A 20,514-nucleotide genomic window follows, 5' to 3' on the forward strand; every position below is an offset into this window, starting at 1 on the left:
GACCACATTTTACACAAATGTGATTTTGTTTACCTCTTCGTTTACCATTTTTTCTAATTTCAGTAGACTCACAGTATGGACAATACACAGTAGAAAACCTCAATTCATCCCTCTATTATGCAACGCCGTCATCCTACTACTATGACAATTCGGGCAAATTATGCCAGCTTTTTAAGAGAAGTATATCACTAACGATCGCTGCGCGTAATTCGTAATTCGTAATTCGTAATTCGTAATTCGTAATTCGTTAAAAAAATATCCCCCTCTCCACCAGCAAAGAAGGGGTTAGGATTTACTTACATCCTAAAGACTTGCGAGTATCTACACCAGTTTTAGAATTAACACCACTTGCCTTAACACAAAGTTTTTTCACTTGCGTCCCATCTAAAATTGCATTTGTAAAATCAGCACCTGTGACATTTACATCATCAAAAATAGAACGCAGCATCATGGCATCAGTCAACACAGCATCACTTAAATCAGCATCCTTAAACCTTGTTAGATAAGCTATGCCTTCACTAAAATCAGCACCATGCAGATTTACACCCTCCAACAGAGTACCGTTAAATACGCCACCACGTAAGTCAGCATTGCTAAAATTAGCATTCTCTAATTTGAGATTGGTAAACTCAGTGCCAACTAAACTTTGACCAGAGTAATCCTTGCCCTTGAGTTCATCATTACCCACAGAACGGGTAATACTGGAAGAACTTGCAGCTTGCGCCGATAGGGGAAACCAAAAAAGAACCATCGCTAAGACAAAGCTAGTTAACAGTCGCCAATATTTCATAATGTCTTCTTAATAAATCTCAACATTTGCACCATTAACTATTAAACCTTACAGAAGGGAACAAAGGGGATGAGGGACATGGGGGAGATGAGGGAGATGAGGGAGATGGGGGAGAAACAAACAATGCCCCATGCCCAAATTCAATACATAAGACTGTCAAACCAGAAAGCATCTCGTAGGATTATAGATGTTGAGGTGCGATCGCAAAATTACCTGTGGCTAATCAAGAAGACAACGCCCAATCTCTGGCGCGAACCCCTTTATATCAAATGGTTGTAGAACTTAAAGCACGCTTTACCAGCTTTGGCGGTTGGGAAATGCCTGTGCAATTTAGTGGCATTAGCCGCGAACACGAAGCTGTAAGAAATACAGCCGGAATGTTTGATATTTCCCACATGGGCAAATTTACCCTCCAAGGTAAAAATCTCATTTCCCAACTCCAGCCTCTAGTGCCTTCAGACTTGAGTCGTTTGCAACCCGGTCAAGCGCAATACACCGTATTGTTAAATCCCCAAGCCGGAATTATTGACGATATCATTGTTTATTACCAAGGTGAAGACACCATTGGTATACAGAAGGCATTCATCATCGTCAATGCGGCAACCTCTGCTAAAGATAAAGCATGGCTATTGCAACACCTTGACTTGGATAAAGTGCAATTCCAAGACCTTTCACCAGATAAAGCCTTAATTGCCGTGCAAGGGCCAAAAGCGATTAAATACCTCCAGCCCTTAGTGCAAGAAGACTTACAACCAATCAAAGCCTTCGGACATTTAGAAGCAACCCTACTAGGTAAACCTGCTTTCCTGGCCCGCACAGGTTACACCGGAGAAGATGGCTTTGAGGTGATGGTAGATCCGGATGTAGGGGTAGAATTGTGGTTAAGTCTCCATAATGCTGGCGTTATCCCCTGTGGACTCGGTGCGAGAGACACTCTGCGGCTAGAAGCAGCGATGGCACTTTACGGACAAGATATCGATGACACCACCACACCCTTAGAAGCAGGTTTGGGGTGGCTAGTTCATTTAGATAGCAAAGGCGAATTTATTGGTCGGGAAATTTTAGCACAGCAAAAAGCCGCTGGAGTGCAGCGCCGATTGGTGGGTTTACAAACCCAAGGACGCAACATTGCCCGTCACGGCTATCAAGTTTTATCAGCAGGTAAAGTTGTGGGAGAAATTTCCAGTGGCACTCTGTCGCCTACACTTGGTTATCCCATTGCCTTAGCTTACGTTCCTACCCAACTAGCAACCATCGGTCAACAGCTAGAAGTCGAAATTCGCGGCAAAGCTTACCCAGGAGTTGTAGTTAAACGTCCTTTTTATCGGTCAAAAAATCGTGTCGCCAACTGATAAGCGTCGAGGTTTTTGAGGAATAATGTGTTGTGAGTTAGTCAATCTACAGTAAGGTTCATTACCAGATATGGCTTTGATGACTGTTGGGACAATAATTTTTTTGATAAGGGAGAGGAAGTGATATGTCTTTTGAATATCCTCAAGATTTCAGATACCTGGATTCTCATGAATACGTGCGAATAGATGGTGAAATTGCCACCATTGGTATTACTGAATTTGCTGTACATGAATTAGGCGATATCGTCTTTTTAGAACTGCCAGAAATTGGCGACGCTCTTACTAGGGGAGAAAACTTTGGCACAATCGAATCAGTGAAAGCCGTTGAAGAACTGAATTCACCAGTGACAGGAACAGTTATAGAACGCAATGAAGCCTTAATTAATTCTCCCGAAGATGTGTCAGAAGACCCCTACGGGGAAGGGTGGTTTTTGAAAGTGCGCGTCAATGACCCTGATGAAGTTGAGGATGCCTTGACAGCAGATGAGTATCGCGCCCAGGTAGAAGGGGAGTAGGGAGTAGGGAGTGGGGAGTGGGGATGAGGGGGATGAGGAGGACAAGGTAAAATTTTCTCCTCCATCTCCTTTGTCTGCCGCATCTCTTTTATCTCCAACTCCACCTGAAGATATAGCGGTTCCCATTCAGATGCAGTACAAGATTACATCACGAGGTGTAGGGGCACGGCAGTGCCCATTAGTGTCAACTTAAGCTAAAAATCGCTTATCTGTTGGCTTCCACGCCCGCCCAGAAATGAATTTCTTTGGCTTTTAGCTAAAGTCTACTCAAGTAGACTAAAGATTTTTGAATATATTTAGTCATCTTCAGATGACTTTCGCTATTAGCAAGGAACTTCAGTTCCTTGCGGGACATAGCTTTGACGTTAAGTTGACACCTATGGGCAGTGCCGTGCCCCTACGGATGTACCTCACGTAAACCAGAACCGCTATAAGTCATGAAATTTAGATGAACTGAAAAGTTACACCTACTTCTTATCAGTATTTATTGCAAAATATGAAATAGTACCGTCTGGAGAGTAATTTGTGGTATTAAACGCCCCTATTCTCAAGTCTAATGAGCAGCAAGTGCTGAACGAAAAAAGTCAAAAAAGTCAAAAGTTAAGTAGTTTTGTGCCAAGACACATTGGCCCTAACTCCGACGATATCCAGCAAATGCTTAAGGTTTTGGGGTTTCCCAGTCTGGATGCCTTAATCAACCAAACAGTTCCGCAGGCAATTCGGCTGAAGCAACCGTTAAAGTTACCAGAAGCCGAAAGTGAGTATGCAGCACTGACATCATTAAAAAAAGTTGCTGCCAAAAATCAGGTTTTCCGTTCATACATCGGTATGGGATATTACGACAGTATTACCCCACCTGTGATTGGGCGTAATATCCTAGAAAACCCCGGTTGGTATACTGCCTACACTCCTTATCAGCCAGAAATTGCCCAAGGGCGATTAGAAGCACTGCTAAATTTCCAAACCCTGATTATAGACCTCACAGGTTTGGAAATCGCCAATGCTTCGTTACTTGATGAAGCCACAGCCGCAGCTGAAGCAATGAGCCTAAGCTATGGTGTTTGTAAAAATCAGGCAAATGCCTATTTCGTCTCTCATGACTGCCATCCCCAAACTATCGACGTGTTGCAAACACGCGCTCAACCATTAGGGATTAAGATTATTGTTGGCGATCATCAAACATTTGATTTTAATCAACCAATTTTTGGGGCTGTTCTACAATACCCCGCTAGTGATGGCACCATTTACGACTACCGCGCTTTTATAGAAAAAGCCCATGCTAAGGGTGCATTGGTGACGGTAGCAGCAGATCCTTTAAGTTTAACTTTGCTCACCCCTCCTGGGGAATTTGGCGCTGATATTGCTGTAGGCAGCACTCAGAGGTTCGGTATTCCGTTGGGGTTTGGGGGGCCTCATGCGGCATACTTTGCTACGAAGGAAGAGTATAAGCGGCTGGTTCCAGGGCGAATTGTGGGAGTATCAAAAGATGCTCAAGGTAAGCCTGCATTACGTCTTGCCTTGCAAACCCGCGAACAGCACATCCGCCGCGAAAAAGCTACTAGTAATATTTGTACTGCACAGGTTCTACTGGCGGTAATGGCGAGTATGTACGCCGTCTATCATGGGCCAAATGGACTGAAGCAAATTGCAGAAAACATACACTATTTGACGGTGTTGCTGGCACAAGGACTGAAGCGTTTGGGTTACAGCGTCGTTTCAGAATCTTTCTTTGATACACTGCAAGTAGAAGTAGGAACACACAATTTAAAAGATATTCTGGCAGCTAGCGAACAGTTTCAAATTAACCTGCGGGTTTTTGATGCAACTACTGTTGGTATCTCACTGGATGAAACTACTACACCAGAAGATTTAATCGACCTCTGGCATATTTTCGCTGGTACAGATGATTTACCTTTTACCCTAGAAGAATTAACTTCTCCCTCTCTTTCCCATCTCTCTCTCTCCCGTACCAGTACATATCTCACCCACCCAGTTTTTAACCGCTATCACTCAGAAACTGAGTTGTTGCGCTATCTGCACAAGCTAGAAAGCAAGGACTTGTCGCTAACAACATCGATGATTCCTTTGGGTTCTTGCACAATGAAGTTGAATGCGACAGCTGAGATGATTCCGGTAAGTTGGGAGGAATTTGGCAAGATTCACCCGTTTGCTCCTGCATCGCAAACGCAAGGTTATCAAATCCTGTTTCAGCAACTTGAGGCATGGTTAGCTGAAATTACTGGTTTTGCGGGAATTTCTCTACAACCAAATGCTGGTTCTCAGGGCGAGTATGCTGGACTTTTAGTAATTCGTCAATATCACGAGAATCGTGGAGAAGGACACCGTAATGTTTGTTTGATTCCCACCTCGGCACATGGAACAAACCCAGCAAGTGCGGTGATGTGCGGGATGAAGGTGGTGGCAGTTGCCTGTGACTCACAAGGTAATATTGACGTTGATGACCTGAAGAGTAAGGCAGAAAAACACAGCAATGAACTAGCTGCCTTAATGGTGACATATCCCTCAACTCATGGTGTTTTTGAGGAGCCAATTCAGGAAATCTGCGCTATTGTTCACAGTCACGGTGGACAAGTTTACATGGATGGGGCAAATATGAACGCCCAAGTGGGAATTTGCCGTCCTGGAGATATTGGCGCGGATGTCTGCCATTTAAACTTGCATAAAACCTTCTGTATTCCTCATGGTGGCGGTGGCCCTGGTATGGGGCCCATTGGGGTAGCCTCTCATCTTGTGCCTTTTCTCCCCGGACACCCTGTTGTGGGGAATGGGCAAGAAATTTCTAATTCCCAACGTATTGGTGCTGTGGCGGCTGCGCCTTGGGGTAGTGCTAGTATCTTGGTGATTTCTTGGATGTACATCGCCATGATGGGTGCAGATGGTTTAACCGAAGCAACTAAGGTGGCGATTCTCAATGCTAACTACATCGCTAAGAGACTGGAATCGTACTATCCGGTTTTGTATCAGGGAAAAAATGGTCTAGTTGCCCATGAATGTATTTTAGATTTGCGATCGCTCAAAAAATCAGCTGCGATCGAAATTGATGATGTTGCCAAGCGTCTCATCGACTACGGTTTCCACGCGCCGACTGTATCCTGGCCTGTAGGGGGTACAATCATGGTGGAACCTACAGAAAGTGAATCTAAACAAGAGTTAGATCGTTTCTGTGATGCGTTGATTTCTATTCGCCAAGAAATCGCCGAGATTGAATCAGGTAAGGTGGATGTTCAAGATAATGTTTTAAAGAACGCACCCCACACTGCTGAAAGTCTCATCACCGACGAATGGCATCATCCCTATTCTCGTGAACAAGCTGCCTACCCTGCACCTTGGACTCGTGAGTATAAATTCTGGCCGGCTGTTGGCCGCATTGATGCAGCTTTTGGTGATAGGAATTTTGTTTGTTCTTGTCTGCCAATGGATGCTTACTAAAATCAAGTGAGGAGTTATATCATGTCCGCTTGATTACTTATTAAACCCGAAGAACCCCACCCCTTAATCCCCTCCCCGCTCTTCGGGAGGGGAGACAAAGCGTAGCTTTGGCGGGGTGGGGTGCAATGACTGTGGGAATCATAACTAATTATGCGGACATGATATTAGGAGTTAGGAATTAAAACTCCTAACTCTTCCAATTCTTTTCGTAAAGATAAAGGCTGATACCCCAATGCAAATGCTTTGGAACTATCCAAAGAAACATCTGCTGGTCTAGGCGCTGCCATTTTCACATCTTGTTGACGGCACGATTTAAGCTTGGTGGCGGAAAGTTTAAATACCTCAACTAATAGCTGCCCAAAATCATAACGCGAAATCCGCTCTTTTCCACCTAAGTGAATGATGCCGTTAACTTTTTCCAATGCTAATAAAAGTCCTTTGGCGGCAGTTGTTGCGCTTACTGGGGTGCGAAATTCATCAATAAATAAATTTAGTTCTTTTTCTGCTTGTAAAGTTTGAATAAATGGCTGAATAAAGCTTTTTGCTGTAGGTGTTTCTGCACCAAACATTAACGGCATCCGACACACTGCTGTCATGGGATATCTTTCTAGCATACCTGCTTCCGCCATGACTTTTTGCTCACCGTAAAGATTGACAGGACACACAGAATCTATTTCTCCATAGGGAGCATTTAAGCCATCAAAAACCAAATCGGTTGAGGTAAAAGCACAAAAAATAGAATTATCCGCGCAAAGTCCGGCAATATTGCAGGATGCTGTGACGTTAATTGCGTGCGATTCTTCAGGGTGGGTTTGACAAAAATTTGGTTGTGAATGTGCAGCAGTATGAATCACTGCTGTTGGTTTTATATCATTAAAGATACGCTGCAATTCTTGAAAATCTGTTAAGTTTACTTTTAGCATTTTGATGCCAGGAATCTCTAGAGAATGGGAAAAATAAGTGCCATAAATTTCCCATTCTTGTTTTGCAAGCTGGCAAAGATGCCATCCTAAAAAACCACTTGCTCCGGTGATTAACAATTTTTTCATGTTTAATTGTAAACCGCTCAAGAGAAAATTTTCTTGCTACAGTAAGCTGAAATTCTACACTGAGTGCTAGTTACGGAATACTATTGTAGTAATTCCTGAAACTGCTTTGCACTACGCACTTTGCTAAAGTCTGGGTCAGTTTTTGCTAACTTCTTGTATTTATCAGGAACAAACTGGATTGCTTTATCTAGGTTCTCAATTGCTAATTCGAGATTACTTTGTAAAGCATAAGAGCAAGCTTTGTTGTAATATGCTTGGTGTAAATCTTGCTTAATGGCGATCGCTCTATTATAAGATGCGATCGCATCTTGATAGCGGTACAGCTTTGTCAGTGCAATGCCTCGGTTAATTAAGGCTTCATACTTGTCGGGTTGGATAGCGATCGCTTTATCGTAAGATGCGATCGCATCTTGGTAGCGTTGCAACGACGTTAAGGCTATGCCACGATTATACCAGGCTTCATATTTGTCGGGTTGGATAGCGATCGCTTTGTCGTAAGATGCAATAGCGTCTTGGTAGCGTTGCAACGATGTTAAGGCTATGCCACGGTTAATCCAAGCTTCAGGACTCTCAACTTTGATGGCGATCGCTTTATTGTATGCTTTTATTGCATCTTCGTAACGTTGTCCATCTAATAAATTATTACCTTGATCAAAGAAATCTTCTGCTTTCTGGGTAGCCTTCGCTTCTATGAAAAGCTGGGTTACATTAGTTTCTTGCACAATTTGTGTAGTATTTTCTGTTGATGAGTTTGCCCCACCACTACAGCCAAATGCGAAAAAAACTATCAAGCCAGATGCAACGAAGCAGTACCGAAAAACCATGCTATACCTACAAAACTTATAAGATGATGTTAAAAATTGTTCCTTTTTTGAACATTATCAAAATACACTAGTTTTTACCCATTAATTTCCTTATTTTTTGAGAAATGATTTGGCTGAGGATGTATGGAAGCTTTTTAAATTCAAGTGTATGATACATTATCATATTAAATACACATAAAGCAATTGCTTAGAGCCTATTTCACTCAAAAAACAATTATTTGTCTTGCTATAGCAATCCGTGCAGGAGTTACGAACAAGAAGATCCCCGACTTCTTAAAAAAATCGGGGATCTAAGCCTCTCGGTGGAGAGGGAATCAAATAGGATTGCTATATATACGTTATGTAGGCGTAGCCCATCGTAGACATCGCACTCGTGTGGTAATTTACCTTTTAATGAACAAGGGTGCGATCGCACTAGTTTTCACTATATGCAAAAATATACACAATACTCGTCCAGTTGTTCCCAATAAAATCTTTAGATTAGCTCCTAATGACAATACTGCCCTGTTCAGAGATGATGCAACGTTTTGTATAAAACCAGGTTTAGCAAGTTTAACAAACGTTTCTTTTAGGTCATATAATTTTCCTACTTACTATATACGCCACAGAAACTTTGAGCTATATATTGACCCGTACAGCACTAATAGTTCGTTTTTAAATGATGTCACTTTTACACTAGTAGCACCATTCGCTCCATAGCTAGAGTAGCTTTGAAGATGATTGTGGTAAATAGGGTGCATCCCAGTTTTTATTTTTTAATGAGAAAATAATTGTCATTGCGAGGAGGAACGACGAAGCAATCGCATGGACTCGCTCTGAGTTGAAGGATTTTGTGATTGCTTCGCTTCGCTCGCAATGACATGCAAAAAAGTGGGATGCTCCCTAGTAAATATGGCGGGAAGGCATACATCTATTTTTGACTTTTGCAAAAAGTCTATTAAATGTATGCCTGGGTGATAATATACTCTATTTATGCAACGCTTAACTAATGCCAAACACCGACTCGACAGTTGACTTAATCGAATCGCGTGCATCCTTCAAAGTTTGGCTAATAGGATGTTTTGCCTGCAAAAATGCGCGGGCACAATTGCGTCCCGGCATTCCCGAAATCGAACCACCTGGATGAGTCCCTGCACCAGTCAAAAATAGATTATCAATTGGCGTTTTGTAGTTGGCTATTTCTGGCAAGGGACGGAAAAATATCATCTGATCTAGGGTCATGTCAACATGGTAATAATTCCCTTTATACGCACCTAATCTTTCTCCTAGTTCTGCTGGACTTTCTACACGACGGGCAATAGTTGCATTCTTGACATTGGGTGCATAGTCTGCCAATTTATCAATTACCCTATCTGCAACTTTGTTTTTCAATTCATCTGTCCAACCAGTACCTTTTAAACCAGTGCCTTCTGCACCGGCAATTTGATAAGGGGCAAAATACTCAATCCATACAGTGTGCTTACCTGGTGGCGCTAATGTGGGGTCTAAGTAGCTAGGCATCACCACATACATTGATGGGTCAGCATCAGGAATCTCTCCCAAGGTACATTTACTATGAGCCTGTTCTACATGAGTTACCGAATCTGCAATCAAGATAGAACCGACGAGATATTCGTCTTTATGCTCGTGGTGAGGAAAGTGGAGTGGTTCGTCTAAAGCCAAATCTATCTTGAGGATGGTTTCGTTATTGTTAACGATGCGGCGTTCTAATCTTTCCCATAAATTTGGATCGGCCCCATCAACATCGCTTTTATCAGTCATTTGCAAAAATAACCGCTTGGCATCAATATTAGAAATAACCCCGTATTTAGCGCGATATTCTTTACCACCAGCAACCCGCACACCCACAGCTTTTCCATCATCAATTAAAACTTTTTCAACATGCTGGTCTGTGAGAATAACGCCACCTTTACTTGTGACTAAATTCACTAAAGCTTGCACAAGTGCGCCAGTTCCGCCGCGAGGTCTGGCCATTCCAGGGTTGTGTCGCATCGCCATCATGATTGCACCAATGGCAAGGGTTTTTTGCGATGGCGGCGCCCCAAGTTCTGATGCTAGTCTTGCTAGTGGCGCTTTCAAAAATTCCTCATCAAACCACTCGTTAAGTAAATCCTCGGCGCTGGTTAACATGGTGCGAATAAAATCCAGCGTTTTGTTTGGCGAACCAATAACCGAAAATAAATCTTTCAGTTTTGTGATGTCGTAGTTACCAAGGATGTCTATAACTGACTTTGGCGGTGCATTAAACATGGGAATCATTGCACCGAGCGCTCGTTGCCAATAGTCTACAAATTCTGCGTATTTTTTGGCATCACGTTCACTATAACGAGCGATTTCGGCACAAGTCTTTTCCACTGACTTATGTCCTAAGAAGTATTTACCATCAGGATGAGGACAGAAAACAACTGGATCACATTCCAGATAATGCAAGCCGTATTTTTCTAGTTCTAATTCTTCAACAACTGGCCCCAAGTGAATAAATTCATGGTCAATAGCACACAAGTTAAATTTAAATCCAGGAGCCTCTTGTGGTAAACATTCTTCAGTTGTTGCTGCACCGCCTGGAACAGAACGCTTTTCCAGTAACAGGACGCTATAACCAGCTTTCAGCAAATAAGCTGCACAAACTAACCCATTGTGTCCAGCACCGATAAGCACAACATCATACTCTTGCATAGTTGAAATTTAGAAATAAGTAGGTTTTAAAAGCTTATAAAAGTTTTAATAAATTAACATCACTCCTTAGTTACAAAAATTATCTTTAACTAATGCTAATACTACTAAGGAGATAGTGCAGTTAACGATGATGGTATTTGCTTCACTTGAGTTTCTACCAGAAGTATTAAACTACCAATTTCTACTTTTATATCTTTAATAGAAAAGGCTATATCTTCCCATTTTAAATAGGGTAGATTCATCAGTTCTTTGGCTTTATGCATTAAAGCTGTAACTAATTCTATTGAAATACCCCCTCCCTCAGTGCAGTTAAAACTCTCCAGCATCGCAGGTTGCGAATTAGTCCGTGGGCGAAGGATCGCAGTGTAAGCGAAAGGGCGAGTATTTCCCATTTCTTTTAACAGCACCTTTCCCCTACATTCTATTTTGCCATCACCAGGTAAAAATACCTGAATTTTTTGCGGCTCAAAACTCACAATTTCACCATCTACATCCAACTCCAAGTTTTGCATCTGGCTGCGAATCAAGTCTGAGGTCAAGGCGTGGTTAATATCTACTTCTGTAACTATAATGCGAGCTATGGCATTTACTGGCTCATTAAGTTCTATTTGACCAAAAATAGCGCTGAAGGGATTAATGGCAATACTTTCTGTTTGCAGTTTTATTTCCTGTACGCGAATGCCTTCTTTGATGACTAATCCTTGACCTGTAACCGAAACTCCATCCGCCTGTCCCTGAACTATTTTCAACAGATCGGTTTGTACATCTATTTCTATTTCTTCTACTGTATCTAGCTTTTCGGATACTCTCCTTTCAGCTTCCTGGGATAGAAATGTTTCCTCCAACCGATTCTCATCAGGCATGAATTAGTAGTCTCCTAAATTTCCTCTTACTAGTTACTGTAAAGGCTAAGTACTAACAAGCGAATCTACATTGCGGTATATGTAAGTCGGAGGATTGAGTAATTAAGTAGAAAGTATTGTTTGTTTTTTAAGTTTTGCCTTTTTGGTAACAACCATTTTTACACCGCCGCTAGGGACAATCGTAATACCACGACGGACTGGATGCACTGGACGTTTATCAGTAAGGCTGAGTTCAAAATGGGATAAGATTATCGCTGTTACTAATTTTAGTTCATACATGGAAAATGTCGCACCGATACAACCGCGATAACCCCCACCGAAGGGTAAATATTCATAAGGTGAAAACTTTTGCTTGAGGAATCTTTCTGGACGAAACTGTTCTGGTTCTGCGTAAGTCTCGCTTCGGCGATGTGCTAAATAAATACAAGGAACTAAAACTGTTTCTGATGTAAATTCATGCCCCATAATTTCTACTCTATCTTTTACCATTCGCGGTGTGCAAATTAAAGCAATAGGATGAATTCGCAGTGTTTCTTGACAGAGGGCGGTGAGATAAGGTAATTGTGTAATTGCTTCAGGGTTTGTGAGATCATCCAAGGTGTTTAGTTCTTGCATTAACCGATGTTTCACCTCTGGATGAGAGTGAATTAAATAAAATATCCAGGCTAATACGCCAGATGTAGTTTCGTAACCCAACAGCAATAATGAAACTAGTTGATCGCGTAATTCCTCATCCGTCATTTGTTGTCCATTTACGTCATGCGCTGACATCAGCATACTGAGAATATCTGTACGCATAGCATCATTTTGCGAACGTCTTTCAGAAATTTCTGCATAGATGAGTTTGTCAATTCGCTCTCGTCTTTTTAAGAAAATTCCCCAAGGACTCCATGCACCTAAATCTTGTTGCAGCAAAGGAAAGAAAAACAGGCTAGAATACCAAGGTTTAGTTACGTCTTCTAACAAAGAACTCAATTTTTCTTTTAATTCTTGGTAACGCGTACTATGAGTAATACCAAATACTACCTTTAGAATAATTTCTAAAGTGATATTTGACATTAAATTGTGTATACAAATATCTGTACCTGATGTCCAATTTTGTGTAACTTCTTCAGTTATTTGACAAATTGCTTGTCCATAAGATTTTAAATTATCGCCATGAAATGCTGGTAGTAATAACTGCCGTTGTTGTTGGTGCGATCGCGCTTCTTGAAATACAATAGAATTTTCTCCAAACAAAGGTTTAAATACATGGGTTGCTTTCTTAAAATCTAACTTTTGTGCAGGGATGGCAAAACAATCACTAATTGCTTGGGGATGGCTAAAAAATACTATCGGTGGCGACTTTAAACCCATTACCCGCACTGTAAAAATGTCACCATACTTGGCAGCATAATTTTCTAAAGTTTTTGTCGGTTTAGCAATTAATTGCAGAGTTTGTAGCAACGCTGGTGTGCGTAGATTATTAAATTTTTTCATTGTTGATTCGATACCTTTACGATTTAGTAAACTATGAGGGATTAAGTAACTACGCAAAATTAATTACAGTCATTGCGAGCGTTGGCGCAGCCTAAGAAGAGAAGCGAACGCGAGTGCGTCTCTAAGAGTTGCAATCCCAGCCGCAAGCGAATTGCTTCATTTCGCAACTCTTAGAGACGCTACCGCGAACGCTACATTCGCAATGACATTGTGTAATTAATTATGTTTACCTACTTATGTAGAAGCATTGAAAATCTATCTAAATGTAGAGATGAAAGTTTAAGATTTGCTGAACCAACCATCAAACCCTTCAGCATCAAACAGTGGTTGTCTGTAGGATGGGAGACTTCACCTGACGTTGACTGCTGACAACCATGTTGATGGGATGATCTGGGCCTGTGACTAAACCACGGCGTTTAGGTCGCACTTCACCATTGTCAACTAGTTCTAATACCTGGCTGGAAAGGATTTTGGCAAGTGCTAGCTTCATTTCCAACTGGGCAAATGCTAAACCAATACAGCGCCTTGCACCACCTCCAAAAGGTAAATATTCATAGGGAGAAAATTGCCGTTCTAAAAAGCGTTCTGGTTTAAACTGCTTAGGTTCCGGGTATAAATCTTCTCGGCGGTGGGTCAAGTAAATTGAACCAATAACGACTGTATCTGGTTCAAGTTCGTAACTACCCAGAGATAGAGGTGTTCTGACTACTCTGGGAAAAGTCAGCATCGCTACTGGGTAAATTCGCAAGGTTTCGGAACAAACAGCGTTGAGGTAGGGTAATTTAAAAATGGCGCTGGGGTCAGGGTTATCACCCAGGCTATCTAGTTCTTGCAGTAACTTTTGGCGTACTGATGGTATTTTGTGAATCCAGTAAAATGCCCATGCGATCGCTGTTGCTGTGGTTTCGTGGCCTGCTACCAAAAGAGTCATTAATTCATCGCGTAACTCTTCATCGGTCATCGGTTGACCTGCTTCATCCTTAGCTGCCATGAGTAAGCTGAGGATATCTGTGCGTGATGGGTCTGGTTGTTCTCGACGTTCCCGAATTTCTTCGTATATAAGTTTGTCAGCATCCTGCTGTCGGCGCATCTGCTTTCCCCAGAAATTAATCGGGCCAAAATCCCTTTGCAAAGCTGGAAAATAAAGCAAAGCGACACTCAACACAGAACTTCCCTTTTCCAGTATTTCACCCAAAAAATGCTGTAATTTTTCGGCGCGTGGGCCTTCATCTAGCCCAAACACAGCTTGCATAATCACCCGCAGGGTAATAGCTTGGGCAGCAGACCGGATATTGAAGGGTTGTCCTATCTGGTATTGGCTAATGACTTTCTCGGTAATATCACTAATTATTTGACTATAGCTTCGCATTCTTTCACCGTGAAAGGGTGGCAATAACAACTGCCGTTGGCGCTGGTGTTCTGCACCACTGATGGTAATCACAGAACGCTTACCAAGTAAAGATTCAAACACCAAATTTGTATCACCAGGTGCTTCTAACTCCTTGGTATCGTTTGTCAAAATCTGCTGTAGCACTTCGGGGTTACTGACAAATATCAGTGGCGGAGATTTGCTTTGTAACCTGATGGTGAACATGTCCCCATATCTTTCGGCACAAGTTTCCATAAATGACATGGGGCTGATAATCCAGCGTAGCATCTGTAAAACTGCTGGGCTTTGCGGGCCATTTGGTAATTTCATAAAATTCTTTTGTTAATTTATGTCTTGTTCCTACTTTAACTAACTGAAACTGATAAATTCTTGTTGATTGAAGTTACTTATACTGAGGGTGCAAAAAAGCAATAAACTGTTACAACCTCAAAGATGTAAAATTTTTATTAAATTCAACGAGCATCTACAGTTTCATCTGACTTTTCATGTCATCTAGAAAAGCTAACGATTAACCTAACCCCCTAACCCCCTTCCCGACCTCTCCCTAACCCTCTCCTACGAGGAGAGGGAAGCGGAAAAACTTTTGTTACTGGAAGGGGGAAAATTCAAAGTCTCTCTCCTTTTAGGAGAGAGAAATAGAAGAGAGGTTCCCCAGATACCGTGAAAAGTCAGACAGTTTCACCTAATCGTCAAAAGGTACTCAGCATGACTGCAATCTCCCCAAAGGCATCTTCAGCGCTTCCCAATTTTTCGGAAGGGATTCAATATTTTGGTGAAGCTTTACCAGATTTTGAAACTTATGGTGCAACACCTGCTATAGAATCGGGCAGAGTAGCGATCGCATCTCCCACAGAACCGAATGCTGTATATCAAACTTTACTTGCTGCCGATGCCCTGCGCTACCTGACTTTGCAAGTTACTGCTAGTAAAGCTTCTGGGCATCCCGGCGGATTCGCCAGCCAAGCGGAAGCTTACGCATCTCTTGTCATGCTGGGATACAAGAACATTATTACCGAAGTCGGACACCACGCCCCCGGATTTTATAGTGCCATGTTCTTGGATCGTTCGCTAGAGGACATGGGAATTTTTACAGTTCAACAATTGCGCGATCGCTTCCGAGAAAAGCACGGACTTTTAGGACACCTTTCTGGTTACATCCCCGGTATTCTCGCACCTGCGGGGCCTTTGGGACAAGGGCAACACTTTGCAATGGCGGCTGCACTGTTGCACAAAGATAAGTTATTCCCCTTTACAGTTGGGGATGGTGGATTGGGTGAGCCTTATATTGTAAGTGCGATCGCTCACTTCCATACAGCTTATCCTGCTGTCACCAACTTTTTACCGGTGTTGGTGTGGAACGGTTACAGCCAAGAACATCACAGCATGGTTTCCCTGAAAACCAATGAACAGATGCAAGCATATTGGCAAGGTAACGGTTTTGATCAAGTCGTGTTAGTGGATGCCAAGGATTTCGACGATCAAAATCAACCAGGGGATTACGTTGATAGTACCGCCTTTTCCTTTGAGAAGCGCCTAGCATTTACTCAAGCAGTACTTTCGGGTGTAGATAAAGCAGCGCGATCGGCGTTGGGTGGTAAGCTTACCGTCTTCATTATTAAACAACTCAAAGGTGCAGGAGTCCACGCGCGGGGTGCAAAATCTCACAACCTCTATCCTAAAGATACGCTGGATGCGCCACATATTATTAGTGCATTGCAAACCCGTGCTTTGTCTGCGGAAGCTTGGCAATTAGTCAGAACAAATGCCGAACGCGCCGGTGGTGGCCCAGCAGCAAAAACTGTGGTGACAGAATTTGAATTTCCATTACCAGAATTAGGCGAATTACCTTTAGAAGAATATGCAGTTGGTGGCGAACCAAAAGTTTCCACAACCGCAATGGGACGATTGGTAGGAATAGTTGGAAATAAAGATCAGAATTTCCTCGTCACCAACGCCGATGGTAATGAAGCATCAGGAATTGCCAACATCAACCAAGCATTAAAGATTATCCACCCCACAACCGACGACTTATATAACCAAGCACCAAATGGGCAAGTTTATGAACCATTGAGTGAAGATGCTTGTGCCGGTTTAGCTGCGGGTTTAGCGTTAATGGGTGCGAGAACTTTGTGGTGTTCTTACGAATCTTTTGCCATCAACGGATTACCAATTTGGCAAACTGTAACCCAAGCAATGGCAGAATTGCGCCGTCAAACTCCTTCGACTATTACTTTATTCACAGCAGGTGCATTAGAGCAAGGGCGCAACGGTTGGACTCACCAACGTCCAGAAATCGAAGCTTACTTTGCTTCGTTGATGCGAAATGGAAATGTTTTCCCATTATTTCCGCCTGATGCTAATAGTATTCAAGCTTGTTATGATTGGGCATTGAAAACTAAGAATAAGGGAATTGTGATTACAGCTAGTAAGTCGCCGTTACCAATTCGCACAACTTTACAACAAACTCGTCAAGGGTTGCGCGATGGTGCAGTGCTATTGCATGAAGTCGCTGGTGATAAACAGGTTGTATTTGCTGTGATTGGTGATATGACATTAATGCCAGTATTTGAAGCTGCTGCTTTCTTAGAAACTGAAGGTATTGGTGCCAAGATTATTTCTGTCATCAATCCTCGGCAATTGTACCGTAGTCATGATACCGCGTGGGATACTTGTTCTGAAGCCGAAGGCGGTTTCTTAGATGATGCGAAATTTGCCGAATTATTTGATGGCGATGCGTTAATTGCTGTGACAGGTGGTGCTGCGGGGATGCTAGAACCAATTTTGTTAAGGAGTACAGCGAAGCGCGACACCTTTGCATGGAAACGTGGCGAAACTACAGCCAGTGCTGGTGAGTTGATGGCGTTTAATGGATTGACTGCTGAAGCGTTGACGAAACGTGCGATCGCGTTAGTTCATTAAATCATGTTGCATAAATGCGGGATGATTTTATTGAATTTTCCTTTGCATCTTTGTGCGGCAGCCGCTATAACGGGTGAATCCCCACAACGCACTGCTTTGCCTTTGCGTGAGACATTCATCCCTCTGACTTTTCACGTTATGTGCAAAAGTCCACTAAAAACCTAACCCCCTAATATCATGTCCGGGTAATTAACCATAATAACCGGAACCCCACCCCGCAAAAGCTGCGCTTTAGCTCCCCTCCCCGCTTGCGGGGAGGGGTTGGGGGTGGGGTTCTTTTATTATGGGTGATTTGGCGGACATGATATAACCCCCTTCCCGATGCGGGAAGGGGGAAATTCAAAGTCTCTCTCCTTTTAGGAGAGAGATTTAGAGAGAGGTTTTCCAGATGACCTGAATTGTCAGATTCATCCCTAGATTCAGCAACGCCCATTAAATAAAGCTGGAATTGTTTCTACTTTTATCGCATTTATACGTATAGAAACGCTGAAAATTGCGTCGGAATGCGTATATTTGCGTTTTTTTATTGAAGAGGAGTTAGCAGGCAGGAAAAATGGGAGTAGATTTGCTGAAATCCTTTGACAAAAGCTGGTTTAGGAGTCGCAAAAGCTGGTTTAGGAGCAATACGGTTCAGTTAAGGCTTAAATATTAGTCAAAGTCAATTTTTTTAACGTAGACGCAAAGCGGCTTGCCGGAGGCTACCGCAAAGGACGCAAAGAACGCAAAGGAAGAGAAGAAAGAAATGCTTAACTGAACTGTATTGGGTTTAGGAGTTGCAAAAGCTAGTTTACGAGTCACAAAAGCTGGTTTAGGAGTCGCAAAAGTTAGTTTAGGAGTTGCAAAAGCTAGTTTACGAGTCACAAAAGCTGGTTTACGAGTCGCAAAAGCTGCTTTACGAGTCACAAAAGCTGGTTTAGGAGTCGCAAAAGTTAGTTTACGAGTCAGAAACTTAGTTTACAAGTCGCAAAACTTGATTTTTGAGCTAGGACGAAGGGTGATATTTTTATCTGGAAGCGTGGGGAATGTGGAGACTTGAGGAAAAGTGCGATCGGGTTAGTGCATTAAGGCTAGATATAATCTATTATGATACCCCATCTCAGTGTTTTACTGGATGGGGGTTTGCTATTATGGGGTTTTGATAACGATGGCATAAAATGGCAAAAACTGCCATAATGTAGAAAAACAGATTCAAAAATTAACACTTGTGAAAAGTATAAATATTTCCTTACCTGACACCATGCGAACTTATATAGAAGAACAGGTAGCTCAGGGTGGTTACAGCAGTGTCAGCGAATATTTTCGTGAATTAGTGCGACAAGACCAAAAACAGAGAGCTAAAGAACGTCTAGAAACAATGCTTCTGGAAGGATTAAACTCTGGGAATGCAACAGAAATGACTGTTCAAGATTGGGAAGATATCCGTCAAACAATCCGACAAAGAATGAACAAACATCAAGATGCAATTTAGCCGTGATGTTTGAAATAAAAAAAAGACCTCAAGTTATCCGGGACTTAATAGACTTAGCAACGTACATAGCACAAGATAACTTAGATGTTTCAGACCGCTTTTTAACAGCAGCCGAAGCAACATTTAAACAATTAGCAAAAACCCCAGCTATTGGAAAACCAAGCCTCTGGTATTAACTAATAAATTTTAAAATATTATTTGGCTGTATGCCATTATAAATTAGATTATCAGCCGCGATCGCGCAATTTCTCTTCTACCAATGCATGAAGCAACAAACTTAGGATTTGAGCGTTATATTTATTCTAGACCTCAACTATATAAGATTAATTTATTATGAAATTTCAAGTAATTTTTACCTTTGATTCGGAATATGAAGGCTATGTTGCTGAGGTTCCTGAACTTCCAGGCTGCGTGAGTCAAGGCAAAACACTAGATGAGGCAGTTGAAAATATTAAAGATGCCATTAGGGGATATCTCCACGTCCAAGCTAAACATGGCAAACCTTATATTGTTAAGGAATCGCAAGTGTTTATTGGAGAAGTTGTGGTATAAATGGGACGTTTATCAAATATCTCCGGTAAGGAAGCTGTCAAGATTTTTGAAAAGTTTGGTTATGTATTAGATCACCAAACGGGAAGCCACATGATACTTTGGTGTGAATCAAAACCAACATTATCGATTCCCAATCATCGGGAATTAGCACCTGGGTTACTTAGAAGTTTGATTCGACAAGCAGGAATTACAGTTGATGAATTCCTCAAAAACAAATGAATTCAGTTACAAGGCTCATTATATTATTCAGAATATCCCTATGAAGTTGTTGAATCATTGTTGTCAATCTTACAGCATCAGCCGCCTATAATGTACTTAAGATTTTACACAAGGATGGAACCATGACTGACGCTCAAAAGATGGTTCGCTTAAACTTAGATTTGTCACCTGAACTAAATCAGATACTAGACGAACTAGTAAATAAAATAGGCACAAGTAAAAGTGATGTTCTGCGTCAGGCTATAACCTTGATGCAAATCATGGTTATAGCTAAAGAGGAAACCAAAAAATTAGGAGTTCCAGAAGCAAATCAATTGATAGTGAATAAAATCATTCTCTCATCTGAGCAGCAGCCAAAACCGCATCCACTAGACACATTTATGGAAAGGCTTGGCCCTTGGGAAGATGAACGGACTGCTGAGGAAATAGTCAAAGATATTTATGATAGCCGTACTATTTCTAACAATGACATTAGTTTATGATTTATTTACTTGATACTGATACTTGCATTTATTGGATTAAAGATATTAATTCAGTCACAAATAAAATTAGAGAAATAGGATGGGAGCAAATTTGTATTTGCAGCATCACGGTTGCTGAGTTATATTTTGGTGCTTATAATTCTCAACGAGTAGCGGAAAATTTAACTCGTGCAGAAGACTTTATTCAAAACTTACCAGTTGTACCTTTAACTGATCCTGCTCTCAGAAAGTATGGTGAATTAAAGGCAGAACTCCGTAGAATAGGACAAACTATTGCTGAATTTGATTTACTAATTGCTAGTGTTGCAGTTGCAGAAAATTACACTTTAGTAACAAACAATATTCGTCACTACAGCCGCATTTCTAATTTACAGTTGGAAAACTGGATTTCAGCTTAAAAATATTATGTAAAATAGAAATAACTATAAGGATAATTTATTTTTTGCAAATCTCTAACAACGCTTAACCTGATTGCAAAGAAGCATT

Annotated in this window: 22 protein-coding genes; 14 read left to right on the forward strand and 8 right to left on the reverse strand. The window is 41.7% G+C overall.

All coding sequences use genetic code 11. The features are described from left to right. Window positions 1–88, reverse strand: an 88-nt coding sequence (locus LC586_RS41400; protein ID WP_438822952.1) for a transposase-like zinc-binding domain-containing protein, incomplete at its 3' end; no start/stop codon positions are given. A 204-nt stretch (window positions 89–292) separates the two neighbouring features. Continuing rightward, window positions 293–790, reverse strand: coding sequence for a pentapeptide repeat-containing protein (locus tag LC586_RS32015; protein WP_229489478.1), 498 nt, complete (start codon window positions 788–790; stop codon window positions 293–295). A gap of 105 nt (window positions 791–895) precedes the next feature. Between LC586_RS32015 and LC586_RS32020 the strand changes: the two genes are divergently transcribed. The 5 genes from LC586_RS32020 to gcvP all read left to right on the forward strand — a co-directional run bounded on the left by LC586_RS32020 (window position 896) and on the right by gcvP (window position 6,107). After that, window positions 896–1,069, forward strand: coding sequence for a hypothetical protein (locus tag LC586_RS32020; RefSeq protein WP_229489479.1), 174 nt, complete (start codon window positions 896–898; stop codon window positions 1,067–1,069). Next, entirely contained in the window at window positions 1,006–2,142 is a 1,137-nt protein-coding gene (gene gcvT, locus LC586_RS32025; protein ID WP_229489480.1) for a glycine cleavage system aminomethyltransferase GcvT, read from the forward strand. Before LC586_RS32020 ends, gcvT begins: the two co-directional genes overlap by 64 nt. A gap of 125 nt (window positions 2,143–2,267) precedes the next feature. Next, window positions 2,268–2,657 (forward strand): glycine cleavage system protein GcvH, encoded by a 390-nt coding sequence (gene gcvH / locus LC586_RS32030; RefSeq protein ID WP_100899443.1) that lies wholly within the window; start codon window positions 2,268–2,270, stop codon window positions 2,655–2,657. A gap of 10 nt (window positions 2,658–2,667) precedes the next feature. After that, window positions 2,668–2,850, forward strand: a complete 183-nt coding sequence (locus tag LC586_RS32035) for a hypothetical protein (RefSeq protein ID WP_229489481.1) — start codon at window positions 2,668–2,670, stop codon at window positions 2,848–2,850. A gap of 332 nt (window positions 2,851–3,182) precedes the next feature. Continuing rightward, window positions 3,183–6,107 carry an aminomethyl-transferring glycine dehydrogenase gene (gene gcvP / locus LC586_RS32040; protein WP_229489482.1) on the forward strand — a complete coding sequence of 975 codons (2,925 nt, stop codon included), beginning with the start codon at window positions 3,183–3,185 and terminating at the stop codon, window positions 6,105–6,107. 164 nt (window positions 6,108–6,271) lie between these two features. Here the strand turns inward: gcvP and LC586_RS32045 are convergent, their stop codons facing one another. After that, complete coding sequence (locus LC586_RS32045; RefSeq protein ID WP_229489483.1) at window positions 6,272–7,156, reverse strand: SDR family oxidoreductase; 885 nt, start codon at window positions 7,154–7,156, stop codon at window positions 6,272–6,274. 80 nt (window positions 7,157–7,236) lie between these two features. Next, window positions 7,237–7,980: a tetratricopeptide repeat protein gene (locus LC586_RS32050; RefSeq protein ID WP_229489484.1), complete on the reverse strand. Its 744-nt coding sequence runs from the start codon at window positions 7,978–7,980 to the stop codon at window positions 7,237–7,239. 393 nt (window positions 7,981–8,373) lie between these two features. Between LC586_RS32050 and LC586_RS41980 the strand changes: the two genes are divergently transcribed. Continuing rightward, window positions 8,374–8,679: an AbfB domain-containing protein gene (locus LC586_RS41980; RefSeq protein ID WP_369010545.1), complete on the forward strand. Its 306-nt coding sequence runs from the start codon at window positions 8,374–8,376 to the stop codon at window positions 8,677–8,679. A gap of 282 nt (window positions 8,680–8,961) precedes the next feature. Here the strand turns inward: LC586_RS41980 and crtO are convergent, their stop codons facing one another. The 4 genes from crtO to LC586_RS32070 all read right to left on the reverse strand — a co-directional run bounded on the left by crtO (window position 8,962) and on the right by LC586_RS32070 (window position 14,697). Then, on the reverse strand, window positions 8,962–10,656 hold the full coding sequence (gene crtO / locus LC586_RS32055) for a beta-carotene ketolase CrtO (protein ID WP_229489485.1): 1,695 nt from the start codon (window positions 10,654–10,656) through the stop codon (window positions 8,962–8,964). Window positions 10,657–10,760: 104 nt separating this feature from the next. Further along, window positions 10,761–11,519: an LmeA family phospholipid-binding protein gene (locus LC586_RS32060; RefSeq protein WP_229489486.1), complete on the reverse strand. Its 759-nt coding sequence runs from the start codon at window positions 11,517–11,519 to the stop codon at window positions 10,761–10,763. A 102-nt stretch (window positions 11,520–11,621) separates the two neighbouring features. Continuing rightward, window positions 11,622–12,998, reverse strand: a complete 1,377-nt coding sequence (locus tag LC586_RS32065) for a cytochrome P450 (RefSeq protein ID WP_229489488.1) — start codon at window positions 12,996–12,998, stop codon at window positions 11,622–11,624. A 316-nt stretch (window positions 12,999–13,314) separates the two neighbouring features. Continuing rightward, the gene (locus tag LC586_RS32070) at window positions 13,315–14,697 is read right to left on the reverse strand and encodes a cytochrome P450 (protein ID WP_229489489.1); all 1,383 of its coding nucleotides are present in this window, start codon (window positions 14,695–14,697) and stop codon (window positions 13,315–13,317) included. Between the two features lie 396 nt (window positions 14,698–15,093). Here LC586_RS32070 and LC586_RS32075 point away from each other — a divergent pair, with 396 nt between their 5' ends. From LC586_RS32075 to LC586_RS32110, 8 genes are all read left to right on the forward strand, one after another. Then, window positions 15,094–17,307, forward strand: coding sequence for a phosphoketolase family protein (locus LC586_RS32075; RefSeq protein ID WP_229489507.1), 2,214 nt, complete (start codon window positions 15,094–15,096; stop codon window positions 17,305–17,307). A 760-nt stretch (window positions 17,308–18,067) separates the two neighbouring features. Continuing rightward, window positions 18,068–18,343, forward strand: coding sequence for a hypothetical protein (locus tag LC586_RS32080; protein ID WP_229489490.1), 276 nt, complete (start codon window positions 18,068–18,070; stop codon window positions 18,341–18,343). A 168-nt stretch (window positions 18,344–18,511) separates the two neighbouring features. Further along, window positions 18,512–18,775: a type II toxin-antitoxin system ParD family antitoxin gene (locus LC586_RS32085; RefSeq protein WP_229468821.1), complete on the forward strand. Its 264-nt coding sequence runs from the start codon at window positions 18,512–18,514 to the stop codon at window positions 18,773–18,775. A 5-nt stretch (window positions 18,776–18,780) separates the two neighbouring features. After that, window positions 18,781–18,951, forward strand: a complete 171-nt coding sequence (locus LC586_RS32090) for a type II toxin-antitoxin system RelE/ParE family toxin (protein WP_229489491.1) — start codon at window positions 18,781–18,783, stop codon at window positions 18,949–18,951. Between the two features lie 157 nt (window positions 18,952–19,108). Then, window positions 19,109–19,327: a type II toxin-antitoxin system HicB family antitoxin gene (locus LC586_RS32095; RefSeq protein ID WP_229489492.1), complete on the forward strand. Its 219-nt coding sequence runs from the start codon at window positions 19,109–19,111 to the stop codon at window positions 19,325–19,327. After that, entirely contained in the window at window positions 19,328–19,546 is a 219-nt protein-coding gene (locus tag LC586_RS32100) for a type II toxin-antitoxin system HicA family toxin (protein WP_229489493.1), read from the forward strand. A gap of 122 nt (window positions 19,547–19,668) precedes the next feature. Beyond that, on the forward strand, window positions 19,669–20,028 hold the full coding sequence (locus tag LC586_RS32105; protein WP_229489494.1) for a ribbon-helix-helix domain-containing protein: 360 nt from the start codon (window positions 19,669–19,671) through the stop codon (window positions 20,026–20,028). Further along, window positions 20,025–20,426, forward strand: a complete 402-nt coding sequence (locus LC586_RS32110) for a type II toxin-antitoxin system VapC family toxin (RefSeq protein WP_229489495.1) — start codon at window positions 20,025–20,027, stop codon at window positions 20,424–20,426. Before LC586_RS32105 ends, LC586_RS32110 begins: the two co-directional genes overlap by 4 nt. The last annotated feature ends 88 nt before the right edge of the window (window positions 20,427–20,514 follow it).

It is taken from the genome of Nostoc favosum CHAB5714, from assembly GCF_020829495.1.
In the GTDB taxonomy this organism is placed as follows: domain Bacteria; phylum Cyanobacteriota; class Cyanobacteriia; order Cyanobacteriales; family Nostocaceae; genus Nostoc; species Nostoc favosum.